Annotated in this window: 21 protein-coding genes; 19 read left to right on the top strand and 2 right to left on the bottom strand. The window is 33.3% G+C overall.

Going from position 1 to position 22,211, the window contains the following annotated elements; translation table 11 throughout:
• Window position 1 precedes the first annotated feature (1 nt).
• Complete coding sequence (locus CIGNP109_RS03270) at window positions 2-844, top strand: universal stress protein (RefSeq protein WP_086226228.1); 843 nt, start codon at window positions 2-4, stop codon at window positions 842-844.
• A gap of 1 nt (window position 845) precedes the next feature.
• Here CIGNP109_RS03270 and CIGNP109_RS03275 read toward each other — a convergent pair whose 3' ends face one another.
• A complete protein-coding gene (locus tag CIGNP109_RS03275) occupies window positions 846-1,205 on the bottom strand; it encodes a histidine triad nucleotide-binding protein (RefSeq protein ID WP_086224759.1) in 360 nt (119 codons plus the stop codon).
• Between the two features lie 218 nt (window positions 1,206-1,423).
• Here CIGNP109_RS03275 and pheS point away from each other — a divergent pair, with 218 nt between their 5' ends.
• From pheS to CIGNP109_RS03320, 9 genes are all read left to right on the top strand, one after another.
• Window positions 1,424-2,416 carry a phenylalanine--tRNA ligase subunit alpha gene (gene pheS / locus CIGNP109_RS03280; RefSeq protein ID WP_086228193.1) on the top strand — a complete coding sequence of 331 codons (993 nt, stop codon included), beginning with the start codon at window positions 1,424-1,426 and terminating at the stop codon, window positions 2,414-2,416.
• Window positions 2,413-4,749, top strand: coding sequence for a phenylalanine--tRNA ligase subunit beta (gene pheT, locus CIGNP109_RS03285; RefSeq protein ID WP_086228194.1), 2,337 nt, complete (start codon window positions 2,413-2,415; stop codon window positions 4,747-4,749). Before pheS ends, pheT begins: the two co-directional genes overlap by 4 nt.
• Entirely contained in the window at window positions 4,746-6,023 is a 1,278-nt protein-coding gene (aroA, locus tag CIGNP109_RS03290; protein ID WP_086228195.1) for a 3-phosphoshikimate 1-carboxyvinyltransferase, read from the top strand. The genes pheT and aroA overlap by 4 nt, the downstream gene beginning before the upstream one ends.
• Window positions 6,013-6,870 (top strand): 4-hydroxy-3-methylbut-2-enyl diphosphate reductase, encoded by an 858-nt coding sequence (locus CIGNP109_RS03295; protein WP_086228196.1) that lies wholly within the window; start codon window positions 6,013-6,015, stop codon window positions 6,868-6,870. The genes aroA and CIGNP109_RS03295 overlap by 11 nt, the downstream gene beginning before the upstream one ends.
• Window positions 6,871-6,954: 84 nt before the next feature.
• Window positions 6,955-8,625, top strand: a complete 1,671-nt coding sequence (locus CIGNP109_RS03300) for a 30S ribosomal protein S1 (RefSeq protein ID WP_086224754.1) — start codon at window positions 6,955-6,957, stop codon at window positions 8,623-8,625.
• A 7-nt stretch (window positions 8,626-8,632) separates the two neighbouring features.
• Window positions 8,633-9,118, top strand: a complete 486-nt coding sequence (locus tag CIGNP109_RS03305; protein WP_086228197.1) for a hypothetical protein — start codon at window positions 8,633-8,635, stop codon at window positions 9,116-9,118.
• Window positions 9,115-10,698: a phosphoglycerate dehydrogenase gene (serA, locus tag CIGNP109_RS03310; protein ID WP_086228198.1), complete on the top strand. Its 1,584-nt coding sequence runs from the start codon at window positions 9,115-9,117 to the stop codon at window positions 10,696-10,698. The genes CIGNP109_RS03305 and serA overlap by 4 nt, the downstream gene beginning before the upstream one ends.
• Before the next feature lie 11 nt (window positions 10,699-10,709).
• The gene (gene efp, locus CIGNP109_RS03315) at window positions 10,710-11,279 is read left to right on the top strand and encodes an elongation factor P (RefSeq protein WP_086224751.1); all 570 of its coding nucleotides are present in this window, start codon (window positions 10,710-10,712) and stop codon (window positions 11,277-11,279) included.
• A gap of 81 nt (window positions 11,280-11,360) precedes the next feature.
• Window positions 11,361-11,915, top strand: a complete 555-nt coding sequence (locus CIGNP109_RS03320) for an SCO family protein (protein WP_086224750.1) — start codon at window positions 11,361-11,363, stop codon at window positions 11,913-11,915.
• Here the strand turns inward: CIGNP109_RS03320 and CIGNP109_RS03325 are convergent.
• On the bottom strand, window positions 11,912-13,018 hold the full coding sequence (locus CIGNP109_RS03325; RefSeq protein ID WP_086224749.1) for an FtsW/RodA/SpoVE family cell cycle protein: 1,107 nt from the start codon (window positions 13,016-13,018) through the stop codon (window positions 11,912-11,914). The genes CIGNP109_RS03320 and CIGNP109_RS03325 overlap by 4 nt on opposite strands.
• Window positions 13,019-13,071: 53 nt before the next feature.
• Here CIGNP109_RS03325 and CIGNP109_RS03330 point away from each other — a divergent pair, with 53 nt between their 5' ends.
• The 9 genes from CIGNP109_RS03330 (at window position 13,072) to CIGNP109_RS03370 (ending at window position 22,209) form a co-directional block, all read left to right on the top strand.
• On the top strand, window positions 13,072-14,046 hold the full coding sequence (locus CIGNP109_RS03330; RefSeq protein WP_086228265.1) for an RluA family pseudouridine synthase: 975 nt from the start codon (window positions 13,072-13,074) through the stop codon (window positions 14,044-14,046).
• On the top strand, window positions 13,982-15,193 hold the full coding sequence (locus CIGNP109_RS03335) for a fibronectin type III domain-containing protein (protein ID WP_086228199.1): 1,212 nt from the start codon (window positions 13,982-13,984) through the stop codon (window positions 15,191-15,193). The genes CIGNP109_RS03330 and CIGNP109_RS03335 overlap by 65 nt, the downstream gene beginning before the upstream one ends.
• Window positions 15,193-16,365 (top strand): tRNA (guanosine(46)-N7)-methyltransferase TrmB, encoded by a 1,173-nt coding sequence (gene trmB / locus CIGNP109_RS03340; RefSeq protein ID WP_086228200.1) that lies wholly within the window; start codon window positions 15,193-15,195, stop codon window positions 16,363-16,365. The genes CIGNP109_RS03335 and trmB overlap by 1 nt, the downstream gene beginning before the upstream one ends.
• Window positions 16,350-17,021, top strand: coding sequence for a cell division ATP-binding protein FtsE (locus CIGNP109_RS03345; protein ID WP_086228201.1), 672 nt, complete (start codon window positions 16,350-16,352; stop codon window positions 17,019-17,021). Before trmB ends, CIGNP109_RS03345 begins: the two co-directional genes overlap by 16 nt.
• Window positions 17,008-17,817, top strand: coding sequence for an FtsX-like permease family protein (locus tag CIGNP109_RS03350; protein WP_179186983.1), 810 nt, complete (start codon window positions 17,008-17,010; stop codon window positions 17,815-17,817). The genes CIGNP109_RS03345 and CIGNP109_RS03350 overlap by 14 nt, the downstream gene beginning before the upstream one ends.
• The gene (locus tag CIGNP109_RS03355; RefSeq protein WP_086228202.1) at window positions 17,818-19,008 is read left to right on the top strand and encodes a murein hydrolase activator EnvC family protein; all 1,191 of its coding nucleotides are present in this window, start codon (window positions 17,818-17,820) and stop codon (window positions 19,006-19,008) included.
• 77 nt (window positions 19,009-19,085) lie between these two features.
• Window positions 19,086-19,805, top strand: coding sequence for a UMP kinase (gene pyrH, locus CIGNP109_RS03360; RefSeq protein ID WP_086226215.1), 720 nt, complete (start codon window positions 19,086-19,088; stop codon window positions 19,803-19,805).
• A 12-nt stretch (window positions 19,806-19,817) separates the two neighbouring features.
• Complete coding sequence (locus CIGNP109_RS03365) at window positions 19,818-20,036, top strand: DNA-directed RNA polymerase subunit omega (RefSeq protein WP_086228203.1); 219 nt, start codon at window positions 19,818-19,820, stop codon at window positions 20,034-20,036.
• A 97-nt stretch (window positions 20,037-20,133) separates the two neighbouring features.
• Window positions 20,134-22,209 (top strand): RelA/SpoT family protein, encoded by a 2,076-nt coding sequence (locus tag CIGNP109_RS03370; protein WP_439097828.1) that lies wholly within the window; start codon window positions 20,134-20,136, stop codon window positions 22,207-22,209.
• Window positions 22,210-22,211: the final 2 nt, after the last annotated feature.

A 22,211-nucleotide genomic window follows, 5' to 3' on the forward strand; every position in this document is an offset into this window, starting at 1 on the left:
TATGAATATCAAAAAAATATTTTGTCCATTAGTTAATAATGATGAAATACAAAATCATATTTATGGTGGCTTGCTTATTGCTAAGGAATTTGGTGCTCATATAGATTTTTTATCTTCTCAGATAGATCTTGAGTTAATATCAAATTTAGATATGACAATTAGTAGAAGCAATATGTTTGAGTCTTTAAAAGGTGCTTTTGCTACTGAATTAAATGATCAAAAAAACAAAAATTACCAAATTTTTGAAAAAATTTGCGGTGAATTAGGCATCAGCATCGGCGATATCACAGGCACAGCAAGTGCGAAATTTGAGACACAAAATGGAATTCGAAGTCGCCTTTATGAGTATGAGGCGAAATTTTGTGATTTAGTTGTGGCAGCGACTCCATTAAAGGGCGAGGCGACATCTACATTTGATGCAACGGTAATAAATAGCGGCAAAAATGCTATTATTATCCCAAATGAGATGAAAAAATTTAGTATGGATAATATATTAATTGGCTGGAATGGTACTACAAGTATCTCAAGAAGTTTAACAAATTCTATAAATATTTTAAAAAGAGCAAAAAATATTCATATTATCGTAACTAAAAAATATGATGATACAGCTTTAAACGCTAAATCAAAATTACTTGAATATCTAAAGTATCATAATATCAATGCTACATTTGAGGTGGTTACTACCACAAATATACCAGGAGAGGCTTTATTAGAAAATACACTAAAAGGCGAATTTGATATGGTTATAGCTAGTAGCTATGGAGAAAATGGGGTAAAAGAGATATTCTTAGGTGGTAGCACGAAGTATTTCTTAGAAAATACTCCAGTGCCGGTATTTATGTAGTTTAGAAGCTACTTTTTGGGTCGTGTTGGTGATTGTCAGTCCATTTAAGCATAGTGCCGCCTAACATATGGAAGTGTAGATGCATCACCTCTTGACCGCTATTTTCACCACAATTAGTCACTAAGCGATATCCGGTTTTATCCACACCAATTACTATTGCAACCTCTTGGATAAATTTAGTCATCTCACCCATTAAAGCTGGATCCATTTCTTGAAAATTTTCATAGTGCTTTTTAGGGATTATTAAGATATGAACAGGCGCTTTAGGATTTATATCGTGAAATGCTAAAAATTTATCATTTTCTAAAACCTTATTTGAAGGGATTTCTCCAGCTACAATCTTATCAAAAATGCAAGACATCTAAACTCCTATATATAAATTTGGCTATATTATATCAGATAATTTTATATAATTTTCTATAATGTTGAATATTTTTTGATTTTCACTAAAGTTGTTTAAATATTTTTTAATAGGCTTAAATTTGGCATCGTTGTGATTATGAATTTAAGTAATTAGTATCAATTTATTTTAATTAAATTTTAGATACAATAAAAATAAATTTAGTTAAGGAATATGGTTTGCAAGATATTATTAACAAGATCGACTCTGCTCTAAATTTAGATGAATTGGAGCAAATTCGGCTTGAGCTATTTGGTAAAAAGGGTAGCATTACGGCTGAATTTAATAGATTAAAAGATGTTGAGCCTGAAAATAAAAAGGCTTATGCCCAAAGTTTAAATATCAAAAGAGACACTCTAACATCTAAGCTAAATGAGAAAAAACTTAGCCTAGAAAGTGAATATATTAAATCTAAGATGAAGAGTGAAGCTATCGATATATCACTATTTAATGAGCCTTTATCTACTGGTGCTTTACACCCTGTTATGGAGACTATGGATAGGATCATTGAGTATTTTGTAGCACAAAATTTTAGTATCGAGACTGGTCCATTAATAGAAGATGATTTTCATAATTTTGAGGCTTTAAATTTGCCTAAATATCACCCAGCAAGAGATATGCAAGATACATTTTATCTAAAAGATTTTAGACTTCTTAGAACTCACACTAGCCCAGTTCAAGTTCGTACTATGCTAAATCAAAAACCACCAATTCGTATGATAGCTCCTGGTTCTGTTTTTCGTAGAGATTTAGATCTTACTCATACTCCGATGTTTCATCAAGTAGAAGGTCTAGTGGTAGAAGAAGAATCAAAAGTTAGCTTTGCAAATTTAAAATATATCTTAGAGGATTTTTTAAGATATATGTTTGGTGATGTTAAGGTTAGATTTCGCCCTAGCTTCTTCCCATTTACTGAGCCTAGTACAGAAGTTGATATTAGCTGTATATTTTGTAGTGGATGCGGATGTAGAGTATGCAAGCAAACAGGCTGGTTAGAAGTGCTTGGTAGTGGAGTAGTAGATCCAAATGTATTTAAAGCAGTAGGATATAAAAATGTAAGCGGATATGCTTTTGGACTTGGAGTGGAGCGTTTTGCAATGTTGCTTCATAGAATTCCTGATCTTAGAAGCTTATTTGAAGGGGATATTAGACTATTGGAGCAGTTTAAATGATAATAAGCAAAAATTGGTTAAATGAGATTATAGATCTTTCAAATTTTAGTACTGAGCAGATCTGTGCAAAGCTAAATTCAATTGGATTAGAAGTAGATAGTGTTACTAATATAACAATACCTGATAATATCGTAGTTGGCTATATTAAGAGTTGTGTAAAACATGAAAATAGCGACCATCTGCATGTCTGTGAAGTTGATGTAGGAGATAGAGTTTTACAGATAGTTTGTGGTGCGAAAAATGCAAGAGCTGATATATATGTTGCTGTGGCTTTAGTAGGCGCTGTGATGCCAAATGGATTAGAGATAAAAGAGGCGAAATTACGAGGCGTCCAAAGTAGCGGAATGCTATGCTCATCAACTGAATTAGGCCTACCTAAGATCAATGATGGGATTATGATCTTAGATGATAGCATTGGAGAGTTAGTCTTAGGCAAGGCTTTAAATGAATTTGATATCTTTGATGATGATATTATAGAGATTGAACTAACGCCAAATCGTGGAGATTGCTTAAGTATTTATGGTATAGCCAGAGATCTTTCATGCGCTCTTGATCTTATTTTACGAGATGAAAAAGCAATAAATGAAGATGATAGACAGCTTGGAATTGGGCGTTTAGTTAGCGTACATTGTGAAGCTTTGATTAATGGTGCTTTTGCTTATAGGGCTATTGAGATAGGTGAAGGCTTTAAAGAAAGCTTAAAATTAGCATTAAGAGCCGCATTAATAGGATCGCAAAAGACTACGAATTTAGAGCGACTTTTAGAGTGCCTAACTCATTATACAGGAGTTATATTTAGGGCTTATGACCATGGTAAGTTAGCTAGTAGTAGTGATGAAAAGATAGCTTTAACTATAAAAAAGCTTGAAAATGGCGCATACGGAATTCACTGCGGAGATAGACTTTTAAGCATTGCAGGCATTAGTCAAAATGACGATGCAAGAGTGGATGAAAATAGTAAAATAGCTATTATAGAGGCTAGTTATATAGAGCCAAATTTAATCTCAGAGATTTTAGGCAACGATAAAGATATTAAAAAAGATGAGTTTGCTTATCGTTCAACTCGTGGTTCTGAACCAAATTTAAATTATGCGATGAATATTTTATTTAATATTTTTACAAAAAATCATAATATCACACCATATTCTGGTACTCAGCAAGTCCAGCTTAGTAGAGAGCCAATTGCTATTGGTTTTGGCTCATCTGAGATTAGCGCAATGATTGGAATGACAATTAGTAGCACAGATATTGCTAGAATTCTTAAAAAGCTTGGCTTTGAGATTAGCGCAACATCTGATAATGAACAAATTTATGCTAAAGTTCCGCTATGGCGTCATGATATTGTAAATTCGCATGATATTTGCGAAGAGATTGTAAGAATAATTGGGATTGATAATATTCCAGCTCGTGCCTTAGAATATAGTGAGAAAAATCGCACAAATGAGTCTTATGAGCGATATAAGCTTTCACGTAATATTAGACAAAAAGCTGCGAATTTAGGATTTTTTGAAAGTGTGCATTATCTATTTGATAATCCAATTGAGCTTAAAGAGTTGGGTGTGGCGTGTTCGTCTGAAGTGCTATTAAATCCTATAAATAGCGAGTTAAGTGCGTTAAAGCCTACATTAATAAATCACTTGCTAAATGCAGCTAGCTTTAATATCAAGAACTCAAAAAGATCGGTTAAATTGTTTGAATTTGGTGATGTAATTAACAAAGATGGGATTCAAAGAGCTAAATTTGGTTTTGTTTTTAGCGGACTTATAGGTGAGCCAACACTTCTAAATGGGGCTAAACCAGCGACGATTGATTTTATACATTTTGCCAATTTAATCCAAAATATTTTAGGTAAAATTGAGCTAAGAAAATCAAATGATATTGAATTCCTAAGCGAATTTGAACAAGCAAAAGTCTATCAAAATGGTGATTATATCGGCTATATTGGTAGAGTAAATGCTACAATAGAACAAAGCAGAGACCTATTTAAAACCTATGTTTGTGAGATAGATTTTGATAATTTAAAACCTATAAAAAAACTAGCAAATCCATACTCTAAATTCCAAAGCTTAAGTAGAGATTTAAGCATCATAATGCCAAAAGATATGCCTTATATCCGCATTAAAGAGACAATTGAGAAGTTAGAAATTAAGAGCTTAAAAGAGTTTTTACCAGTTGATATCTATAGTGATGAGAGCTTAGGCAATAGCGTGAGTTTGAGTATTAAATTTACATTTCAAGATGATAGCAAAACCCTTGAAGATGAAGAGATTGTAGCTATTATGGATAGTATTTTAAGAGCATTAAAAGAGAATTTGGGTATTGGATTAAGATGAGAGTAGAGCCTTTAAAATCAAAATTTGATGTAGAGTTTGACCTAGTATCAACAGATAAATCCATTAGCCATAGGTGTGCGATATTTTCGCTTTTGAGTGATGGGGTGAGTGTAATTAGCGATTATCTTGAGGCTGAAGATACTTTAAATTCATTAGAAATTGCTAAAAAACTTGGCGCCAAAATCGAAAAAATTGATAATAAATACTATATCACTCCACCAACCAAAATTAGCTCGGCTAAATCAGTTTTAGAGTGCGGCAACTCTGGAACTGCGATGAGAATATATATGGGGCTTTTAGCAGGTTGCGATGGATTTTATGTATTAAGTGGTGATGAGTATCTAAATGAACGCCCAATGAGGCGAATCGCTGAACCGCTTATGAAAGTTGGTGCTACTATCGATGGTAGAGATAGTGCTAATAAAGCACCGATCGCTATTAGAGGCAGAAACTTAGACTATTTTAGCTACGATTCTAAGATATCTTCGGCACAGGTCAAAAGCGCCTTAATATTAGCTGGACTTTGTGCGAAGGGTTGTGAATTTAGCGAACCAGAATTGAGCCGAGATCATAGTGAAAGAATGCTAAAAGGAATGGGCGCTGATATCAGCTATAAAAATGGTAAAATCATAGTCCAACCGCTAAATTCAAAAAAGCTAAAACCACTTATAATGAGTGTGCCAAATGACCCTAGCTCGTGCTTTTTTTATGCTGTAGCGGCGGCTATAACGCCTGGTGCTAGGGTGAAATTTAAAAATATCTTACTTAATAAAACTAGAATTGAAGCTTATAAAGTGTTAGAAAAAATGGGAGCGAAAATCAATTATACTCTTACTAGTTCTCAGTATGAAGATATCGGTGATATCGAGATTATCGGTGATGAATTAAATGCTATTATCGTGGATAAAAATATCTCATGGCTCATTGATGAAGCCCCAGCTCTTGCTATCGCTTTTGCTTGTGCTAAGGGCAAAAGTGAGCTTAGAAATGCAGCTGAGCTTAGAGTAAAAGAGTGCGATAGAATTAGCGTAACTATCAACGCCCTAAAAGCTTGTGGGATAGAGGCTGGAGAGTATGAAGATGGATTTTGGATTGTCGGTACTAAGCCAAATAGGGCATTAGTTGATAGCCATGGAGATCATAGGATCGCTATGAGTTTTGCGGTGCTTGGGCTAAAATGCGGTATGGATATATCAAAAAGCGAATTTATCGCTACATCTTTTCCTAAATTTAGCTATTTTTTACGAATGCTGGGGGCTAGAGTTGAAGATTGAACTTGCTAAAAATTATGGATTTTGCTTTGGTGTTAAAAGGGCGATTAAGATTGCTGAAAATTCAGCTGGATCACAAGAATCCACATCTGCTACAATCGGTGAGCTTATCCATAATAGCTTAGAGATTAATAGATTAAAAGATAATTTCAGGGTTAAAACCTTAAAAAATATAAGCGAATTAACCGATGAAAAAAGAGCAATTATCCGCACTCACGGCATCACAAAAGGGGATTTAGAAAAGCTCAAAACTACAGGAATTGAAATAGTAGATGCGACCTGTCCTTTTGTCACTAAACCTCAAAATATCGTTGAAAAGATGAGCAATGAAGGCTATGAAATAGTGATTTTTGGGGATATTAACCATCCTGAGGTTAGAGGCGTTATGAGCTACTCAAGCAAACCTGTCCATGTAGTCTTATCAATCGATGAGCTAAAAAGTACAAAACTACCACAAAAAGTAGCCGTCATCTCTCAAACAACCAAAAAAATTGAAGAATTTATCTCAATTGTCACCTATCTAATGCAAAGGGTAAAAGAGGTTAGAGTATTTAACACTATATGTAACGCAACATTAGAAAATCAAGAAGCTGTAAGAGAGTTAGCTTTAAAGGCAGATGTAATGGTGATTGTGGGTGGTAAAAATTCATCCAATACCAAGCAGTTATATTTAATAGCTAAAAATTTATGTAAAGATAGCTATCTAATAGAGAGCCAAAATGAGCTAAATTCAGAATGGTTTAAAAATAAAAAGATATGCGGAGTAAGCGCTGGAGCTAGTACGCCTGAGTGGGTTATTCAAAATGTTATAAAAGAGCTTGAAAATATCGATAAAATTTGCAATAGTTAATATAATATAAAGCTAAAAAAAGGTAAAATTGAGTACTTAAATGCTTTAAAGCAGAAAGAAAATCTATAGATAAAAAGGAACAAGATGGCTGAGGCGAATAAATTCGTTCATAATGAAATTGACAAAATCGACCTAGATGAAGATTTTGCTACTATGTTTGAAGAGTCTTTAAAGAGTGAAGAAGCTACTGTGTGTGATGGTGTCATCGTAAATATAAAAGATGACGAAGTGTATGTAGATGTACACAAAAAATCTGAAGGCGTAATGCATATATCTGAGATTACCGATGAAAACGGAAATCTAGTACATAAAATCGGTGATGTTATCAAGGTAGCAGTAACAGGCTCTAGAAATGGCAGACCTAGCGTATCTCATAAAAAAGCTCTTAGAAAAGAGAAGGTAAAAGCTTTCATAGATAATTTTAATGAAGAGGCTGAAAATATATTTGATGTAAAAATCATCTCAAAAAATAAGGGTGGATTTGTCGCTGTTAATGATGATGGTATCGAGTTCTTCATGCCTAGATCACAAAGTGGATTTAAAGATCCAAATCAAGCTATGAACAAAAGCTTTAAAGTTAAAGTTATTAAAATCGATAAAGATGATCAAAGTATCATTGTATCACGTAAAAAACTAGTTGACGAAGATAGAAAAAAACGTAAAGAGATAGTGTCTGCAATTTTAGAAAATACTGATGTAATCGAAGGAACTATCAAAAAAATCACTACATATGGTATGTTTGTTGATGTAGGCGGTATAGATGGACTAGTTCATTATAGTGAAATTAGCTATAAAGGACCAGTAAATCCAAATACTATATATAAAGAGGGCGATAAAGTAGATGTGAAAATCATTAAATATGATAATGAGAAAAAACATCTATCGCTATCAATTAAAGCCGCTACTCCAGATCCGTGGGATGAAATTAAAGATGGCCTAGAAGTTGGCGATACTATTAAAGTAACTGTAAGCAATATTGAACCATATGGTGCCTTTGTTGATTTGGGTAATGATATTGAGGGATTTTTACATATTAGCGAAATTTCTTGGGATAAAAATATCAAAAATCCAAAAGAATTTATAAAAGAAAATGAAGAATTAGATGTAGAAGTTATTGAGATCAATCCAACTAGTCGCCGTTTAAGAGTGAGCTTGAAAAACCTACTTCCAAAACCATTTGATGAATTTAGTGCTAAATTTAAAGAGGGCGATATTGTAAAAGGCGTGATAACTACACTTACAAACTTTGGTGCATTTGTAAGAGTTGGTGGATTGGAAGGTTTATTACACAATGAAGACTCATCTTGGGATAGAAATGATAAATGTAAAGATATCTTTAAAGCCGGTGACGAGGTAGAGGTAAAAATCATTAAAATCGATCCAAAAGAGCAAAAAATTTCTCTAAGCCAAAAAGATTTAAAGGCTAGCCCAGCTATGGAATATGCTAAATCTCACTCTATAGGAGATATTGTAAATGGCACTATAAGAGATATTAAAGATTTTGGTGTATTTGTAAGCTTAGATGATAATGTAGATGCTTTAATTCGTAAAGAAGATATTGGCTCACTTAATATTGATTCTTTAAAAATTGGGGATAAAATCGAGGCTGCTATTGCTTTTATCGATGAGAAAAAAAATAGAATTCGCCTAAGCGTGAAAAGATTAGCTAAACAAAAAGAGCGTGAAGTTTTAAATGAAATCAATAATGATGATAAAATGACGCTTGGCGATATTATTAAAGAGCAACTAGCATAATTAAGCTATGAAAAAAAACAGCCTTTATCTAATTTTAGCTGTTATATTTGTAGTAGTTTTTGGTGGGTTTATATCTTTGTTTGCTTATTTAAATTCAGGGTTATCCTCACCATCTATTCATACTAGTAATAGTGGTGTAGATTTAGAATACAACTATCAAAAATCAGATAATTGGCTTGAGAAGATTGCGGAGTTTGAAAAAAAAGACTCCGTACTACCTACAAATTTGATGATAATCGAGATAGGCGAGAAGAGTAAATTTGAAAAATATATTTCAAGATACTATATGTTAATTATCGATAGATGTGATTTTTATTCTATGTTTTGTATAAATAGAGTTATTAAAGATTTTAATGTAAATTTTACAATTGTAAAAGATGGCGATCAAGCTACCATTTATATAGATACAGATAATAAAGATATAGCCTTAAGTGTAGCTAATGAACTCAAAAAATATAATATTCATACAACTTTAAAGGAAATTAACCTATGAAAACAGTTATAGTATGCGATGCTATTCATCCAGTTGGATTTGAGATCTTAAATGCTCAAAAAGATATCAAAGTTATAGATGCTGTAGATATGCCAAAAGATAAGCTTTTAGATATTTTAGGCGAGGCTGATGTGGCAATTACTCGTAGTTCAACTGATTGTGGCGAGAAATTTATAAATGCAGCTACTAAGCTAAAAGCCCTAGTTCGTGCTGGTGTTGGTGTTGATAATGTTGATATAGATGGCTTTTCAAAAAAGGGCATTATAGTTATGAATGTGCCAACTGCAAATACAATTGCAGCTGTTGAAATGACTATGTGTCACCTATTAAATAGTGCTAGAAATTATATCAATTCTGTAAATGATTTACAACAAGATCGTGTTTGGAAACGTGAAAAATGGTACGGAAATGAGCTTTATGGCAAAACCTTAGGAGTTATCGGTTTTGGAAATATCGGCTCTAGAGTAGCATATAGAAGTCTTGCTTTTGGTATGAAAGTTATAGCATATGATCCATATATTGATCCTAGCAAAGCTACTGATATGGGAGCTACATATACTACTAATTTTGATGATATTTTAGGTTGTGATTTTATTACAATTCATACACCAAAAAATAAAGAGACTACAAATATGGTAGATGAAGAGCAAATTGCCAAAATGAAAGATGGCGTTAGACTTATTAACTGCGCTCGTGGTGGCTTATATAATGAAGATGCGCTTTATAAGAATTTAAAAAGCGGTAAGATCGCTTATGCTGGTATAGATGTATTTGTCAAAGAGCCAGGAAATGATCATCCATTGCTAGATTTAAATAATGTAAGCGCTACTCCACACCTAGGTGCCAATACTTATGAATCACAAAAAAATATTGCTATAGATGCTGCTGAACAAGCTATTAGTGCTGCAAGGGGAATTTGCTATCCAAATGCTCTGAATTTACCTGTGAAAGTAGAGGATTTACCGCCATTTGTAGCGCCTTATACAGAGCTTTTACCTAAGATGGCGTATTTTGCTTCTCAACTTAGCGGTAAAAAACAGATTAAAGCTATTAGGTTAGAGCTTGAAGGTGAAGTATCTAACTATGCTGAACCGATGTTATCATTTGCTATAGCGGGTGCTTTAAAAGATGTTTTAGGTGATACTATAAATTATGAAAATGCCACATTAAAAGCAGCTGAAAAAGGGATTGAAGTATCTACAACTATAGTCCCAGCAAGCGGATATAAAAGCAAATTAACAATCAAGCTAATCACAGATGAAGACTCTGTAAGCGTTGGCGGAACGGTCTTTAGTGAGACAGAGCAGAGAATTGTAAGCGTAAATGGATTTAAAACAGATTTTAAACCAAAAGGCAGAATGATAGTATTTAAAAATCGTGATATACCAGGTGTTATAAGTGATATTAGCGGGATTTTAGCTAAATCTAAGATTAATATTGCTGATTTTAGATTAGGCAGGGATAATGATGGTTTTGCTTTGGCTGTTATATTAGTTGATGAAGATATTAAAAAAGATATTTTAGACCAGTTAAATGCACTTGATGCGTGTGTTTGGGCTAGATACGCAGTATTAATTTAAAAGGAGAAAATATGGCTACATACTCTATGGGCGATTTAAAAAAGGGCTTAAAAATTGAAATTGATGGTAAGCCTTATAAGATTGTTGAGTATCAACATGTCAAACCAGGTAAAGGTGCGGCATTTGTTCGTGTAAAGATTAAATCATTTCTTGATGGTAAAGTATTAGAAAAGACTTTCCACGCTGGTGATAAATGCGAAGCTCCAAATCTAGTAGAAAAAGAGATGCAATATCTCTATGATGATGGTGAATATTCTCAATTTATGGATGTTGAATCATATGAGCAAGTGGCTATCGCTGATGATGATGTTGGTGAAGCTAAAAAGTGGATGATAGATGGTATGATGGTTCAAATTCTATTCCATAATGGCAAAGCAATTGGCGTAGAAGTACCGCAAGTAGTGGAGTTAAAAATAGTTGAAACTCAACCAAATTTCAAAGGTGATACTCAAGGTAGCAATAAAAAACCAGCAACCCTAGAGAGTGGCGCTGTAGTACAGATACCATTTCATGTGCTTGAGGGCGAAGTTATCCGTGTCGATACTGTCCGTGGCGAGTATATCGAAAGAGCAAATAAATAGCTACTCTTCTCCTTGTAAATTTATCTTACAAGGAGTTTATTCTAATTATTACATAATCTTTGCTTGATTTTGGGGTGATTTATGAAAAGATTAATTTATGCTATTTTATTGATTATTTTAGCTTTTGGTGTTTATAATTTGGTTGATAATAGGCTTAAGATAGCCAAATATGATTTTGACGCTAATAGCACACTTGGAAATGTCAATATAACAAGCTTTAAAGATGAGTATAAAATATTATATTTTGGATATACATTTTGTCCTGATATCTGCCCATCGACTCTTACTATTTTGTCATCTGTGATCGATGAAATGAAGCTTAATAATGATATTAAAATACTATTTGTTACGCTTGATTTACAAAGAGATAGCGAAAAAGAGTGTGATGAATTTGCTAAGTATTTTTACTCAAATTCAGTATGCTTAAAGATGAAAGAAGATGAGTTAAAAAAAGTTGTAAAAAACTACAACGCCAAATACGCAATTGTAAATTTACAAAATTCAGCGATGGATTATAGTGTAGCTCATAGTTCTTCAGTTTATCTATTTAAAAGAAATGGAAAATTTTATAAAGAGATCTCAAATTTAACAAAAGATGAGATTAAAAAAGAGATTTTAGAGCTAACTAAAGATTAAAAATTAATCTTAACAAATCTATTGGTCTTGTCAAATCTAAAGGTCAATAGATTTTGTAAAATCCCAAATAGACACATAAAAGTAATAAAACTACTTCCACCATAACTATAAAAAGGCAGAGGGATTCCAACTACTGGCGCAAAACCTATTGTCATAAAGATATTTACACTAACATAAATAAAGATTAAAAGCGCTACAGCACTTACTGCAGCTTTGATAAAATACTCATCTTTAAGTTTGTAATTTAAGCTTAAAAGATGCATAATTAAAAATCCATATAGCATAATTAGTCCTGCACCACCAATAAATCCATATCTCTCAACCGTATAAGCAAAGATAAAATCGCTAGTGGCGATTGGTAGGAATTTAAATTTAGTTTGTGTAGCTTCATCAATACTTTTACCAGTTATACCGCCATTACCGATTGCTATAATACTTTGCCTTACTTGATAACTTGGCTTTTCGCTTATAAAGTCAGCTATTCTTTGCTTTTGATAATCGTGTAAATTTTCGTACAAAATAGGTGAGCAAATTCCAATTAACAAAGCAATACTAATCCAAATTTTGCGATTTACTCCGATTATAAATAGTACCCCATAGCCAGTAATTAATAGCATAAGAGCCGTGCCTAGATCTGGCTCTTTTAAGATTAAAAAAAATGGTAGAAGGATATAAAAGCTAATTTTTAAAAATTGTTTAAAGTTATATCCATTTTCATCGGGGGGAGTTTTTTTGATGATATAAGCTAACATCAAGACAAAAGCAGGCTTCATAATCTCGCTAGGTTGGATAGTGAAATTTATAAATGGTATCTCGATCCACCTTTGCGCTCCAAGCTTGCTAACACCGACAAATTCTACACTCAAAAGCAAAATTATATTAATCCAATATACACTAGGAATGAGCCATTCAAGCTTACGAATCGGTAACAAAAAAAATAGCATAAACGCCCCAAAGCCAATTATAAAATAGGCTATCATCTTAGCTGAGAGCATATCGCTAGCTTCGTTTATTAGGCTATATGAGAGAAATATAATCGGAAGTATAAGTGCTGGCTGAACATAATCAAAATGTGTTAAAATTCTCTTATCTAGTAGTATCAAAATTCAAACCTAAGCAAAAATTAGCTAGAATTCTAGCTAAAAAAGGGTTAATATTGACTGAATTTATATCATCGCAGACTTTAAGGCTTGACCAAGAATTAGCTGCCAAGCTTCAAGTCTCACGAAATCAAGTAGTTAATCTCATTAAAAACGGTAGCGTAAGTGTAAATGGTAAAATAGTTACAAAAGCTGGTTTTGCTCTAAATTTAGGCGATAAAATATCTCTTATAAAACCGCAAATTACTCCAATTCAAAGCGAATTTAAAGCTGAGTTTGATGTAGAAATTTTATATGAAGATAGCGATATTTTAGTTATCAATAAACCAATTGGTGTTACTGTTCATCCAGCACCAAGCGTAAAAGAGGCCACTCTTGTTGAGTGGTTAAAGCAAAAGGGTTATACGCTTTCAAGTTTAGGTGGAACAGAGAGAGCTGGAATAGTACATAGGCTAGATAAAGGTACTAGCGGGGTAATGGTTGTAGCAAAAAATAATCAAGCACATACAGCACTAAGTCAACAGCTAAGTAGTAAAGATATGGGAAGAATTTATTTAGCACTTTGTGATTTACCACTTAAGGAAAATTGCGTTATAGACAGACCAATTAGTAGACATCCTCAAAATCGCCTAAAAAACGCAGTAGTAAGCAGTGGAAAGCCGGCAAAATCAGCCTTTGCTAATATCATTTCAAGTCAAAATCGTAGAGTAAATTTAATTTCAGCAAAACTTTTTACTGGACGTACACATCAGATTCGTGTTCATCTAGCTAGCATTAATAGGCACATTTTAGGTGATGATTTATATGGTTTTAAGAGCAATAGTGATAAAATAAGCAGAATTTTTTTACACGCTTATATTTTGAGATTGATTCACCCTAAAAGTAATCAAATTATGGAATTTAAAGCCCCTTTGCCTAGTGAGTTTTATGAACTAATTAGTAAGGAATTTAATAAGGAGATAGTAGATGAGAATATTAGCGTCTTGTGTGATATCTTTGGGGGTATTGCTCAGTGGATGCGTTATGACTAAGACAACGCAGATAAATCCAGATTTGCCTACAATGAGTGGATTAAAGACTATTAGCGATATGACTGAAATTGCATTTGAGTGGCCACTTATGGCTCAAAGCAATATTAGTGGATTTTACCTATATCGCTCAAATCCAAATGCAAATAATCAGCTAAATGCAATTGCCAAGCTTGAAGATAAATTTATTACTCACTATGTAGATAGTAATCTAGCTCCATCAACTGAGTATATTTACGAGCTTAGAACATATGATAATCAAGGTAATATATCAGCTGAAGGAGAAAGGATTAGCGTTACTACTATGCCGTTAATCGAGTCTGTATCATTTATCCAAGCACTTTATGGTTTGCCAAATAAGATAAAAGTTTTATGGCGTCCTCATCCAGATTTGCGAGTGGTTTCATATATATTAGAAAAAAGTGCTTTATCAAGCAACAACTGGCACGAAGTTGCTCGTATAAATGGTAGATTAAATGTCGAATATATAGATAATGATGTTGAGCCGGGACAGAATTATAGATATCGAATTTCAGTTAAAACTTATAACGGCATAATATCAGCACCAAGCAAGGTAGTAGATGCACAGACAAAAGCATTGCCAAATATGGTTATAAATTTAAGCGCTAGTGTGAATTTGCCTAAAAAAATTATCCTAACTTGGGAGCCAAATTCAAATGATGATTTTGACCATTATGCTATTTATAGAGCAACAAATGATATCTTTCCAATGACTAAGGTTGCAACAACGACAGCAACAGAATATGAGGACTTAATCAATGATAATGGGGTAAATTATCATTATAAAGTTACAGTAGTAGATAGAGATGGTTTAGAAAGCCCTCGTCAAAATGCTTCAGTAGTAGGCTCAACCTTGTCAGCACCTAAAGAACCGGTATTTAGTTATGCTAGATTTAATGGTTCATTAGTAGAGCTTAGTTGGAATCAAAGTAGTGACTCAAGGGCGCTTAAATATAAAATCACAAAAACAAGTAGCAATGGTGAGGATATCATTTATGATATCGATGGGTTAAGTTATAGCGATACTCAGGTTCAAAAAGGTGTAGAATATACATATAAGATTCAAGCCGTTGATGAATATGGCTTAGAGTCTAAATATAGTCAAAAAGCAGTGGTGATAACTAAATAATGCCAAATATTGTAGCAAAAAATTTAAAAAATGTAGAACTTCCGGTTAAATTTAATGAAGTTGAATTTATCTGGGAAGCTAAAAGTAATGATGAGAAATTAATATATACTAAAGCACTTGGATGCGAGTTTTGCCTAGTAGTAAAAGATAGAGGCAATAGCTATGTAATAAAGTGCGATAAGCTTACTAGACCAGCTAAGCTTGAAGCTGTGCAAATGGCGCTGGAGGCTTATAAGCAGCTATTTGCTAGCGATGTAATAAGCCAAGCTACAGCAGTTAAGAAGCCTAAAAATTTAGAGAGCAAATATATAATAAATAGCGATGAATTGCTAAATAGACTTGAAGACTGTGAGTATAAGAGGATTTTTGTAGAGATTGGCTTTGGTAGTGGTAGGCACTTGCTTTATCAAGCAAAAGAAAATCCAGAAGCGCTTATAATCGGTATAGAAGTCTATAAGCCAGCATGTTTGCAAGTAGAAAATTTAGCTGGAATAAATGGGCTAAAAAATATCGTTTTATTAAATTTAGATGCTAGATTGGTGATGAGCTTGCTTAAATCAAATAGTATAGATAGGCTATTTTTGCACTTTCCAGTACCGTGGGGTAAGAGCAAAATGCGTCGAGTAGTTAGTCCGCAATTTGCCTTGGAGTGTCAGCGTACTTTAAAAGATGGTGGAACATTTGAGCTAAGAAGCGATGATAGGGATTATACAGATTTTACAATTGGTTGCTTTATGGATCTTAAAAATGCCAATATACAGATATTTAAAAACAGATTTTTAGAGATTTCAAGCAAGTATGAAGATAGGTGGATTAGACAAAATAAGGATATTTATGATGTAATTTGCGCTTTTTATGGTAGTAGTGATGAGTTAGATTTGGATTTTAAATTTGAGTTTAGTGGATTAGAATTAGAATATATAAAATCAAATTTTGCTAATAAAACTATAAAATATAGCGATCATTTTATCCATTTAGAGCGAATTTATATTTTAGACAATGGTGATGCATTAGTTAGAGTAGCGTTTGGGTCTTTTTATAGACCAGAGCATAGATATTTATTAATTTCTAGACAAAATACTATCTATTTGTTTAAAAAACCGTTACTAACACCAGAAAATATTAAGGCTCATAATAATTTAGAGGATATGCTAAAATGCGCCACATTGTAGAAGCTAGAGATCTGATTTTAGAGTATGATAAGAGTTTTAGAGTTATAAATAAGGCAAATTTTAGCATCAATGTCAACGATTTTGTCTTTATTACTGGCAAAAGCGGCAGTGGTAAATCTACTTTAATTCGCTCTATGTATGGCGATATGGCTATTAGTGATGGAAGTTTAAATGTCTGCTTAAATGAACTTAAAGGTATTAATCATTCTAGTTTAGCACTTCTTCGTCAAAGAGTTGGAATAATTTTCCAAGATTTTCGCCTAATAAATGAATGGAATGTAGAAAAAAATGTAATGCTTCCACTAATTATTAAAGGTTATAATCAAAGTGTGTGCAAAAAGCAAGCCGCAAAGCTTTTAAATCATGTAAATTTACTGCATAAATCTGATAGATTTCCGCTTGAATTAAGTGGTGGAGAGCAGCAAAGGGTTGCTATGGCTAGAGCTTTGGCTCATAATCCTCAGTTGCTATTATGTGATGAGCCAACTGGAAGTTTAGATGATTACTCAAGCGAAGTAATATGGATGTTGCTTCGTTCAGCAAGAGAAGCGCTTGGTACTTGCGTAGTGGTCGTAACGCATAAGATTCCAGCAGGTTTAAGAATGCATTATCGCCACTTTGAGTTATCAAATGGAGAGATAAATGAGATCATTTAAGAGCCATATTAGTGTTATTTTTCCACTTTTAATTTTGCTTTTTGCGATTGAATTTAGTCTGATGCTGGGCAAATTTGTGAGTGATTATGAAATAAAAATGGCAAATGATTATAATATTATAATTGTCTCAGAAAACAATCTAAACCAAGAGTCATTAATTTCGCTTATTCCTACTTTTGCTTCTCTTACTAGTCTTGATCCAAAAAGTGTTTTAAACCGCCTTAAAAATGATATATCATCTAAGAATATATCTGTACTAATTAGTATTTTACCAAAATTCTACTCACTCAAACTGACTAAATTTCCATCAAAAGAGACAATGGAAGATATTAAAGAAAATTTGAGCAAAATTCAAGGTATAAAGCGAGTCGAGACATTTTCTAAAACGCACGACCAAGTCTATAATATGCTAGTTTTATCTAAAAATGTAGCTGAGTGTTTTGCGTTTATGGTTGGACTTTTAGGACTTGTTTTGGTGTTTAAACAGATGAGAATTTGGCTTTATGAGCACCGTAGGCGTGTTGAGATTATGACTCTTTTTGGGGCGCCGTATTGGCTAAAATCTGCTATGCTTTATAAGCTTGCTGTGGTTGATAGTATTATTGCTACTACGCTTGTTGTGGTATTTTATGCGATTTTTCCAGCACTTCCTAGTTTTCAAAGCGCAATTTTTTCTATTGGATTTGAACAGCCAAATTTAAATCTTTTTAGTGATGCTTTGATTTTATTTAGTGCTTCTATTAGTATATCTATTATCGCAGTTAGTCTTGTTATGCTATTTTCAAGGCGTTCGTAAATGATTAGATTTTTGTTTATTGGCTTGATTTTTTCTTCACTTTTCAGCGCAAACATATCTGATAAAATTAAAGATCAAAAAAATAGTATTGATTCAGCCAAAAAGCTTGAAAGCCAGATAAATAAAAAACTTGAAGAGTTAGCTAATGATATAATTGCTGGCAATAAAGCTGTGCAAAATACTGCTAAGCAGATTGAAGAGCTAGCTAAGCAAGTTGAGGAATTAGAAGATAGTGCTCATAGTGCTAATCTTGAACTAGATAAGCTTACTAGCCAAAATGGTGAGCTAATTCGTAGTCAAAAAGATATGGAGCTTAGGCTAGTCAAAATTATAAGTGAAGATTTTGCCTACGATTTAGTAGCGCCAAATGATTATAGTGAGAGTCAAGATAGCATAATAGCAACTGAGATTTTAAAAAATTTAAATAGTGTAATGAATAGTGAATTTAAAAAATTAGCTCAAGATTATGAAGAGACTACAAATTTGATAAAATCACAATCAAAAAAGATTGAATCGATTAAATTTGATTTAAAAGAATTTCGCCAAAAGCAAAAAGCTTTAAAATCGCTCCAAACTAAGCAAAAGAAAAATTTAGAGATTTTAAACCAAGATAAGAATATATATTCTAAAAAGTTAGCCGATATCAAAAAACAGCAAGATGAGATGAGAAAAACGCTTGAGAGCTTACAAATTTTAGCTATAAAACCAAAAAAACAACCAAAGCAGCAAACCCAAACTACAGCTAAAAACGATGATGTAAGAGTGATAGGTACAAGCTATCAAGCAGGTAATGTAAAGCGATATAGTGGCTCTAAAACCATTGCGCCTTTGGATAAATTTAGTGTAAAGCAAAAATTTGGCGATTATGTTGATCCTGTTTATAATATCAAAATTTTTAATGAATCTGTCGTACTTCGCTCAGCTACTACAGATGCTAGGGTGAAAAATGTTTTAGCTGGGACAATTGTATTTGCCAAAGAAACACCGGTATTAGATAAGGTGGTAATAGTAGAAAATGGCAATGGAATTCACACAATTTATGCTCATTTAGATAAGATTGCTCCTACTATCAAAGTAGGTCAAAAGGTGAAAAAAGGCTATGTTATAGGGCGAGTGAAACAAGATTTGACCTTTGAAGTTACGCAAAAAAACTATCATATAAATCCGCTTGAATTGATCGCTATGAATTGATTGGTTTGAATTTAATATTGATTAATGCGTTTTTTAATTTGTTTTAGATATAATTGCCAAATTTTATGGAGATGGTAATGAGTAAAAATAAGCGAATTTTAGTTAAATTTTCTGGTGAAGCACTTGCTGGTGGTAATGGGTTTGGGATTGATTCTCATATTTTAAAGTATATTGCTGGTGAGATTAAGTCTTTGGTAAATAGCGATATTGAAGTAGGCATTGTAATTGGTGGTGGCAATATAATCCGTGGTGTAAGCGCAGCCCAAGGTGGCATCATCAAAAGGACAAGTGGCGATCATATGGGGATGCTAGCTACTGTTATCAATGCTATTGCTATGCGTGAGGCGTTGGAGCATTCAGGACTTGATGTAAGAGTTCAAAGTGCTATTAAGATGGAGGCTATATGTGAGACATTTATCACAGGTAGAGCCCAAAGACATTTAGAGAAAAAAAGAGTTGTGATATTTGCTGCTGGGACTGGAAATCCATTTTTTACTACCGATACGGCTGCTACTTTAAGGGCTATTGAGATAAATGCTGATATGATTATCAAAGCTACAAAGGTAAATGGCGTCTATGATAAAGATCCTATGAAATTTAACGACGCAAAGCTGTTAAATGAGCTAAGCTATGAAAGAGCTATGGAAGATAATATAAAAGTTATGGATGATACTGCTATAGCTTTGGCTAAGGATAATGCTCTTCCGATTGTAGTTTGTAATATGTTTGAAGATGGGAATTTATTAAAAATTGCAAATGGTGATTATACTAACTGCTCAATAGTTAAAAATTTATAAGAAGGGAAGATAATGAGAATAGAAGAGATAGCTGCTAAGGCTTTAGAAGCTGTGGGTGATGATAGATATAAATTAGCGCTTTTTGTGGCTAAAAGGGCTGAAGCTATAGCAAATGGCGCACAAATTTTAGTAGATGCAAATGCTCAAAAGATGAAATATACAGATATAGCACTTTTAGAGATAGCTCAAGGTAAAGTATCTTTAGAGGGAATAATTGAATCAAATAGATAGCGAGCAGCTCTTAGAGCAGCTTATAGATGAAGTTGTCTGTGCTAAAAGCATAGAGTCGGCAAAGGATGTTTTATACTCTGTGGCTAAGCCAACGGGGATGCTTTTAAAGGCTGTTGATTATTGTATTAGATTACATGATGGGCAGTTTAGAAAGAGTGGTGAGCCATACTCTATTCATCCGATTTTGGTTTGTTCATTTGTAGCGCACATGGGTGGCGATGAGAGTATGCTCATTGCTGCTTTGCTCCATGATGTAGTAGAAGATACAGAATGCACTGAAGAGGAGCTACAATTTGAATTTGGTGAAGAGGTAGCGCTATTAGTGCGTGGACTTACAAAGATTGTAGCTATTAGAGAAAATGAGCTTATAAGCTCTAGTTCTAATGAGAAGTTGGCAGCTTCGGCCTTGACATTTAGAAAGATGCTTTTGGTATCTATAGAAGATGTTAGGGTTTTGATTATCAAGCTTTGTGATAGATTACACAATATGCTAACTTTGGATGTATTAAGACCAGAGAAGCAAAAGCGAATTTCAGAAGAGACCTTGGTGGTGTATGCGCCAATCGCTCATAGACTCGGTATATCATCTATTAAGAATATATTAGAGGATTTGAGTTTTAAATATGTTATGCCTAAAGAGTATGCTGGGATAGAGTCATATATAAATGAGCATAAGCAACAACTTCAATTAAAGATAAATTCATTTAGCCAAAAGGTTAGCGAAAAGCTTTTGGCAAATGGCTTTTCTGAAGATAGCTTTGTTATGCAAAAGAGAATCAAACACTACTACTCAATATATTTAAAAATGCAAAGAAAAGGCATTAGCCTAGAAGAGGTTTTAGACCTTTTAGCAATTCGAATTTTAGTACATAATCCAAAAGATTGCTATTTGGCACTTGGTATTATACATATGAATTTTAACCCATTAATATCAAGATTTAAAGATTATATCGCCTTGCCAAAGCAAAATGGATATCAAACGATCCATACGACAATTTTTGATAATAAAACTATTATCGAGGCTCAAATTCGCTCATTTGATATGCATAAAACCGCAGAGTATGGGGTGGCGGCTCATTGGAAGTATAAAAGCGGTGGCTTGGTATCGCCTAAGCTTGATTGGTTAAGTGATATTAAAGCTCAAGAGAGCGATGATAAGAGCATTGAGGATCTATATGAGTATGCTAAGGATAGCTTATATGTAGAAGATATAGCAGTATATTCGCCAAAAGGTGGAATATTTACACTTCCTAGGGGTGCTACGGCTTTGGATTATGCGTATGAAATTCACTCCGAAGTTGGCCTACATGCTAAAGAAGCTTATATAAATAGGATAAAGGTTCCTTTATTAACTGAGTTAAAAAATGGAGATATAGTCCGCATTATCACAGGAGATGAGGCCAAATATCGTTGTAGTTGGCTTGATAGTGTTAAGACTGGGAAGGCTAGGGCGACTATTAGAAGTTTTTGTCGCCAAAAGTTGCGTGATATAAACTATCAAGTATCGATTGATATTTTATCTGCTATATTTAATGTTAATGAAGCTAAAATTTTGGAGTGGTTAGAAGAAGAGGGATTAAGCAAAAAGATTTCAAAAATAGCCACAGACTCTGTCTATCTACAAGAGGTAGTCCAAATTTTAGATACTCACTCTAAAAAAGATAAGCTATTTTCGCTTAAATTTAGCGACAAACACGAGGTTAAAAAGCAGAAATTTGACAATATAGTTGTATATTCAAATTTCACTATTAAGAGTGTGGATTTTGACTATTGTTGTAACCCAAAACGGGGCGATGATATAATAGGATTTAGAAATAATAGCAATGTTACAGTCCATCACAAACTATGTGAGAGAGCCGCAAAATTAATGAGTGATAAAGAGGAGATGATCTTTGTCAAATGGACTAGAAATGCTCCGCATAGATATAAGGTTATTTTAAGTATCGAAAACAAAAGAGGAAGTTTGGCTGAATTTTTAACATATTTAGCTAAACTCAATGTTGATTTAGTTACTATCACGCTTAGTGAGAGTGATGATTTGATAGCGGCTGATTATTTCGATGTTGTGATAGAACTTAGCGATAATCTAGATAGCTCTGTGATTAGAGATAGATTAAAGGATCGCTATAAGATAGCTGAATTTAGCTCTCTAAGTGACGCATATAAAAATTAAGG

The organism is Campylobacter sp. P0109 (assembly GCF_002138755.1).
Classification (GTDB): domain Bacteria; phylum Campylobacterota; class Campylobacteria; order Campylobacterales; family Campylobacteraceae; genus Campylobacter; species Campylobacter devanensis.